At 41.2% G+C, this 6,855-nt stretch carries 8 protein-coding genes; 1 reads left to right on the plus strand and 7 read right to left on the minus strand.

What is annotated here, in order from left to right:
• Positions 1–250: 250 nt before the first annotated feature.
• The 4 genes from M6D81_RS31145 to M6D81_RS31160 form a co-directional block, all read right to left on the minus strand.
• The gene (locus tag M6D81_RS31145; protein WP_262681512.1) at positions 251–703 is read right to left on the minus strand and encodes a VOC family protein; all 453 of its coding nucleotides are present in this window, start codon (positions 701–703) and stop codon (positions 251–253) included.
• Between the two features lie 102 nt (positions 704–805).
• Positions 806–1,381, minus strand: coding sequence for a DUF1572 domain-containing protein (locus M6D81_RS31150; protein WP_262681513.1), 576 nt, complete (start codon positions 1,379–1,381; stop codon positions 806–808).
• Positions 1,382–1,398: 17 nt separating this feature from the next.
• Positions 1,399–1,971 carry a hypothetical protein gene (locus M6D81_RS31155; protein ID WP_262681514.1) on the minus strand — a complete coding sequence of 191 codons (573 nt, stop codon included), beginning with the start codon at positions 1,969–1,971 and terminating at the stop codon, positions 1,399–1,401.
• Between the two features lie 65 nt (positions 1,972–2,036).
• Positions 2,037–2,549, minus strand: coding sequence for a shikimate kinase (locus M6D81_RS31160; protein ID WP_262681515.1), 513 nt, complete (start codon positions 2,547–2,549; stop codon positions 2,037–2,039).
• A 598-nt stretch (positions 2,550–3,147) separates the two neighbouring features.
• Between M6D81_RS31160 and M6D81_RS31165 the strand changes: the two genes are divergently transcribed.
• Entirely contained in the window at positions 3,148–3,837 is a 690-nt protein-coding gene (locus M6D81_RS31165; RefSeq protein ID WP_262681516.1) for a L,D-transpeptidase family protein, read from the plus strand.
• Between the two features lie 26 nt (positions 3,838–3,863).
• Here M6D81_RS31165 and M6D81_RS31170 read toward each other — a convergent pair whose 3' ends face one another.
• From M6D81_RS31170 to M6D81_RS31180, 3 genes are all read right to left on the minus strand, one after another.
• Positions 3,864–4,451, minus strand: coding sequence for a DUF421 domain-containing protein (locus M6D81_RS31170; protein WP_262681517.1), 588 nt, complete (start codon positions 4,449–4,451; stop codon positions 3,864–3,866).
• Positions 4,452–4,486: 35 nt separating this feature from the next.
• Positions 4,487–5,647, minus strand: a complete 1,161-nt coding sequence (locus M6D81_RS31175) for an alpha-hydroxy-acid oxidizing protein (RefSeq protein WP_317259188.1) — start codon at positions 5,645–5,647, stop codon at positions 4,487–4,489.
• A gap of 71 nt (positions 5,648–5,718) precedes the next feature.
• Entirely contained in the window at positions 5,719–6,852 is a 1,134-nt protein-coding gene (locus M6D81_RS31180) for a hypothetical protein (RefSeq protein WP_262681522.1), read from the minus strand.
• Positions 6,853–6,855 lie beyond the last annotated feature (3 nt).

The raw sequence follows: 6,855 nt of genomic DNA on the forward strand, positions 1-6,855 counted from the left end.
CTACGCTGATTATCAAGCACTGATTGTGAGGTTGAGCCAAAACAAAAGGAATCTTTTTCTCACCAGTCGTTTTCCAATCCTCAATCATTTCAATATAATGTTTTTGATATGATTTTGAGGGTTCGATCAGAATCAGGTTGCTCATTCCAAAGTCCCCTTCTCAAATTTTGAAGAGAGTCTACATATTGAATAAAATATGACAAACTGCATACAATCCCTCCCATTAATTGTTGCATGCAATCTATACTTGTTATTTGTCTTTCATCATTTCTTGCCATTCACTTAAATACACTACCCCTTCAATATCGCATGGATCATTGGGCAGCCAAGAAATTAGTTCCAGTTCATTCCCGTCAGGATCGTTAAAGTATACAGCAGCCGCGGGCATCCAAGCATGAACAATCGGTTCTATCGGTTCTTTGCCTAACATCGTAACGGGCTGAATCCCTTTTTCTTTTAGCCAGTCAATTGTCTTCGTTAGCAAATCAAGATCCGTTCCAAAGGCAAAGTGTCTTTTGCTGATTTCATTTCCTTTCGGTACTTCCCATAGACCCAACATCTGACGATCCTTTCCGATATATAAATAAGCGACCCTTCTGCTCTCTGCCTTTAATCCCAGTTCAAGCCCAAGGTTTATGTAGAAATCAATGGATGCGTCAAGATCGCTCACCTGCAAATGGGTTTCATATAAGGTTTGAATCATGATTTTCTGCTCCTCATAATCTTTTTCGCCAGAGTACTCACTCAAGCTACTGTCATTCTAATCTCTTCTTATAACTTTTTGTCAGTTCTCCTGTGTCTAAGACTATTCAAGCTTCTTCAGTTCATCATCAATAAAGTTCTTTGTTGATTTGTCTTGAGAAAATTTTTTCGCATTATATTGCTTTGAACCGTTCTTTGGAACCGATAAGCTTTCCCAGTTACCATTCTTCAGCATTTTGGCTGCATATATCATTTGTCCTACATGGTAAGGGTAATGAGCTAGCTGCCTGTTTATAGCTTCCATAACGGTATGTCCTTCATTCCGTATATAAATAATCTGGGTTAGTTGGTCAGGTTTAATGGATTGAAGAGCATCGAACAGACATGTCCAGCCCCCATTCCACTTCTCTAACAACATCTCTCTTGAAACGATGTCATTTTCAAATTCCGCATCTCTATCCCTCCAAGCTTTCTCTCCATCGCTGGTCAAAAAATCTGTCCATCTGGAAAGCATGTTCCCCCACAAGTGTTTTACAATTGTAGCGATACTGTTGGAATCATCATTATACGTGACAAATAACTGCTCCGCCTCAACCTGATGCATCGCTTTCTCCCCAAGTGCTTTGTAGTACTGGAATTGCTTTTTAATGCTGTCCAAATAGAGTTGACTCGTATCCAAATTTATTCCCCCTTCACTCAGTGGATATATCTTGCAATGATTTCTTCATCCCATATTTGTGCCTCAATATAGCGTTCTGGCCCTTTGTTTCCATCCATATTCCAGATTTGAGGAAATCCAAACTTTTTAATTAGTTCAGCGATTTCATTTCTTGTGTAAATTTTCTTTCGATAGGGTTTATCATCTTGATATCTCATCGTCGGGAACAGATCGCCATAAGTAAAACTGATGGAGTCATCATTAAATTCATCCCACGGAATGACGATCGATTTGGGCTTCTTATACCAAGTCTTAAGCCAATCACAAGTTTCTAATGTCATATAATTAGGGAATATACTTTTAGGTTTTCCACCTTTTGAGATGAATTGATCGTGAGCAAGTGCTTCCAGCTCTTTGCGTATGGCCATATAATCATTTGATCTTCTGCTTGCGAAAGTATTACCCTCAAGTCTTATGCGATTAAATACCCTATGTGCTTTCTCTTCAGAAAGCAGCGATAAGCTTCTAAACGGACCAATATCTTCATCATAGTAATGATATAAATGGTATGTCATCATGATCATCCTTTTTCCCTTATTGACGCTAGCCATGTTACTCCCAGATTCGTATGAAGGACAGATGGTCTCATTGTTACATTGAACAAGCTCAGGATTGCTTAATCATTCGTTTTAATGGAATCATCTCCAAGCTCCTGTAGTTTCTGAACTAATTGTTCGACGTTCAAGCTCTCGGCATCAATAGTGACATCAGCATAACATTCATACAATGGGCATCTTTCATGGTATAAGTCGTGTAATGATTGATTTTCTCTAATGACAACGCCTCTACGTTTGGCATTTTCAAGACGTTTCTTAATCGTTTCATAACTCAGTTTCAGATAAACAACCGTCCCGATATCTTTAAGATTGGCCATCGCTGCCTTCCCAAATACAACACTTCCTCCTGTAGAAATGACTGTATGATCTACACGCAATGCTGCATTTACACGGTTTTCAATGGAAATAAAGCCTTCAATGCCTTTTTGCTCTATGATTTGCCTTAACAGTCGATTTTCCTGTTTTTGAATTAGAAGATCACTATCCACAAAGTCATAGCCAATTATTTTGGCCAGAATAATTCCCGCTGTGCTTTTACCAGCAGTCGGCATACCAATTAATACGATATTCAACTTGTCATCCTCCAAATGCTTCTCATTTGCCGTATCTCGTTCTACAATTATTTCACACTCCTCAGGCTTTAGTTATTCTTTTCAAGAAATTTCCCACCACGGTACTATTGTATCATTCGAATTGTTCCAAATATTCAGATTGCGCTAATAATAAGCGAAGTACAATCGATCACTTTTAGAAAAACAACATATTCAAATTATTCTGAATTATTTTTCGCAGACTGTTCCTTAACCCTGAATTGTCATTTCAAAATTCATTTCCCTCCGTTTCTTTTACAGAACTCTTCCGAAGTTCTCAGTAGGTGGTGGCTTTAATTTTTTTATAAGTTCATTATGGAGGTGACGAATAAATATCATGAAGATTGGAAATTTTTAATTCTTATATGAACATTTTTAGACAAGAAGCAAAAAACAGATAACAGCAATTTGAGAAATTAATTATAGTGCGCGAAATTGTCATCAAACCCGGGCAGCCATTAAAATGCCAACGTTTAAATAAGGTAATTGAGATGGTTACAATTGATTGTGTGAAGAAAGAACGATGTAACTGGATTATATATAAATTTTACAAAATCAACAAGAAAAGCGGGGAAATCAGATGCGTCGACTTCAATTTTTACTATTACAAAGTGCTGTGATTTTGTTTTTTCTGCTTGGAGTCGTTCTTGAGCAGACCTATGCTGATCCTGCTCTGCCCATCGTAGCGGAAAAAGGAGGGTTATCCATTGAAGTTTATCCGCTTCGGCATAAACTGGTCGTTTTGATGAATGAGCAACCTTACAAAACATACCTGGTAGCTGTCGGGAATCCATCGACTCCGACTCCAGTTGGTGAATATCTCATTTCATATAAAGGGAAAAATTGGGGAACTTCTTTTGGTCCCCGCTGGCTTGGTCTGAACGTCCCGTGGGGAAACTATGGCATACATGGAACGAATAGACCAAATTCCATTGGCCAACATTTAAGCCACGGTTGTATTCGAATGCAAAACCGTGATGTCGAAGAATTGTACGATATTATCCCTATCGGGACAAAAGTTACGATTTTCGGGCATGTGCTTGGAGAACCTGATCAAGAACCGAGAAGGATTGCGGAAGGCGATGTCGGCGCTGATGTACAACTGATCCAGAATCGGCTGAAAAGTGCTGGATATTTCGACGGGGTATGTGACGGCAAGTTTCGCTCGAATACAACCACTGCCCTTAAAAAATTCCAACGAGATCGTCACTTGCTGCGGAATGGAGTCGTCTCAGAAAAGGTATACGAAGAATTGGGATTGCTGGATTGAAAAGTGTATCTTTACTCCATTTGTCGTTATTCCAATTCAGGAGAAATTGGATGTTGGTGCTCCTGGAGTATGACTTCGTTAAAAAGATTGCTGTTTTGTTTTGGATGTTGTGGAGGCTTCACCTGCAATTGTGCCAATGTCTTTTTGAATTCTCCAATCGTAATCGGTTTGGCATGTTCCATTAATTCATAACCGATTTGCCCACTCATTTCAATCGTAGCACTCTTGACATCGGCAATAGATGAAATGCCCTTTTCTCGCAGTTTTGCTTCCAATTGATCAATGGACAAGCGTAGCTTTTTCAGATTTTCCGGGATCACCTCACCATCTTGAATGACAAGCGTCGCTCTGCCCATGAACCACCTCTCAATCCAATCAAACTTTAACGCGAGAGACTGGATGGTTAATAAAAGTGCCACGAAAATACATAAGGTAACAATCGTTTTCCATAACCCGTCTCCAGAAACGGCATGTCCGATCATAGAGGCCATCGCCAGCAAAGTAATAATTTCAAGCCCTGTCATTTCACCTGCTGTTTTTTTGCCTAGAATACGCAGCAAGCAGAATCCGACAGATAGCACGATCAGAGCTTCCCAAATAAAACGAAGATCCATTTACAGCCCTCCCATTTTAAGCTCGATTTATGGGGTCATTTCACTTTCATAATTAAGGATTGATCCACTTCTCGAATGCGACTTCGCCCAGATATCGCCAATTGCAGTTCAGTTTCCGCAACAAAGTGCTTAATCACCTCTTCTACCCCCGATTTTCCTGCCACGGCTAACGCATAAGCATACGGGCGACCAATGAGAACTGCAGTAGCGCCAAGAGCGATGGCTTTCAGGATATCTGCTCCTCTGCGAATGCCGCTATCCATGATAATTGGGATTTTGCCTTGTATCGATTCGCTAATGGAAGGTAAGGCGTCCAATGTCGCCACCGCTCCATCAAGCTGCCGTCCTCCGTGGTTCGAAACGATAATGCCGTCGACGCCATGTTCCATGGCCAATAGTGCATCGTCCGGATGGGTAATCCCTTTTATCAGCAAAGGCAAGCGGGTATGTTCACGAATAAAGTCAAGCTCTTTCCAAGTAAAACAGGTGTTATTCCCTTCCTCCAGCGCCTTTAAAGCGGCCTCTTTGATGTTTTGATCAGGTGCTTCCTTTAGCTTGGCACAAAAAACGGGATCGGTGAAATAATTGCCCATTCCTTGTCCTGTAAGGAACGGCAAGTATGCGTTTTGCAAATCAGTCTCGCGCCAGCCAAGAAGGGTCGAATCAACTGTGACGACTATGGCCTTGAAACCGGAGTCTTCTGCACGTTTTAGAAAACTTTTTGTAAGTTCATGATCTTTCGGAGGATAGAGTTGGAACCATCTAATACCATCCCCCATCGCTTTAGCCACTTGTTCCATGGGTACACTGGAAACATTACTTAGAATATAAGGAACTCCCAGTTTCGCCGCGGCTTTAGCTGGGGCCAGTTCGCCGTCGGAATGAAGAATCGTATTTACCCCGATCGGTGCCAACAGGAAAGGAACCGGGAACTGGGTTCCGAAAATTGATATTGAAAGGTCGCATTTGGAAATATCACAACAAACCCTTGGCCTGATGCGATAATTTTGAAAAGCTTCTACATTTCCATGATGCGTATCACCTGCTCCTGCAGCTCCGTAAACATAACCAAACGGTCCTGCGGCAAGAATTTTCTTAGCTCGATTTTCCCATTCGTCGAACGAGACCGGTAACAGTCTGGCGGCTTCATCGCCGCACTGGTACATATCCATCTGTATAGTTTCGCTTTGAATCATGATACGTTTACCTCCAAATGTAGTGAATTTTATGTGTGCGAGTTAGCTAGGTTATCTATTGGATTGTTTCTTTATAAGTTGCAGGATTGAAGAATTTCATCAATTCTCCAGGTATCAATTATGGAAAGCCTTCTTAATTTGAATATGCTTATGGATTTGTTCATACATCGTCCCGCCCTTACTTGACAGATTTCTACAGGGATATCAACGGCTAACTCGGAACCAGTAATCTCTTCTTGATCCATGAACCGATGACGTACAATTGCTTCTTCGTTGCCGAAATGCCTTACTTGGGCCTGAGGATGTTTACCTTCTGGGAAGACGGCCAACATAATTCCTCGATCTCCATATTCAGCAGCAAGGAAAAAAGTATTGATTATTTCATATGGATCAAGTCTGTTTAAAAAGGGCGTTAGAGTCCCTGACGCTTTTGCCACCATTAACTGATGACCATAATCAACTTTGCCTTTGCCATGAGTAGTACTCCCCATAAAATGAATACAGAAATGTCCTCTAAACTCATTATCCGGAATTCCATCTCCACCGTGTGGCATTCCATGCATGGAAGCTGCCAATTTATGACCGTTGGCTTCGACAAGTATTGCTCTTCGATGCCAACTCCACTTGCCATTATAAATTTTTTTCATTATTCCGGTATCGATCTTAGTCAAAGGTTGAACGTCCGCATGCTTACTGCCTGCTCTTCGCTGGGCGTTGAAGCGTAATCCTGTTTCCAAATCGATGACTGTAAGCTTGGCTTTTCGTGGAATGTGGCCGTCCACTTCCTGCCAAGAAAGCAACTGCCCATAGTGCTTTGCTCGCAATGCGAATGCATCATTTAACAGTTTCCTCCGGGCCTCTGGACGAAGGATCATCGTCTCACCGTTTTCCAAATGCAGATTTCCCAAAGAATCCACCTCGTAAACGATTTCTTTTGAATCGTTCTTAAACTTTATATATAGGTCAGTAGCAGGCATAGGGGATTCTCTCTGGTATACTGCACTGTCCAATAAAGTGGGTTGGATTGGTTGAATCGTGGAGAAATTCGCGTCAGGAGATGATTTAACATACAAAACCATGCGGGTAGGCGCAGCATGAGCAATATGATCACTAAAAGTAAAGAGCACGATAGAGAATAACATAATTAGAATGGATATCCCCCACAAGATTGAACGCGCAGCAGCATGAAATAGACCGTTCATCATTAA

Origin of the sequence: Paenibacillus sp. J5C2022 (assembly GCF_025567625.1) — a bacterium.
Classification (GTDB): Bacteria; Bacillota; Bacilli; order Paenibacillales; family Paenibacillaceae; genus Pristimantibacillus.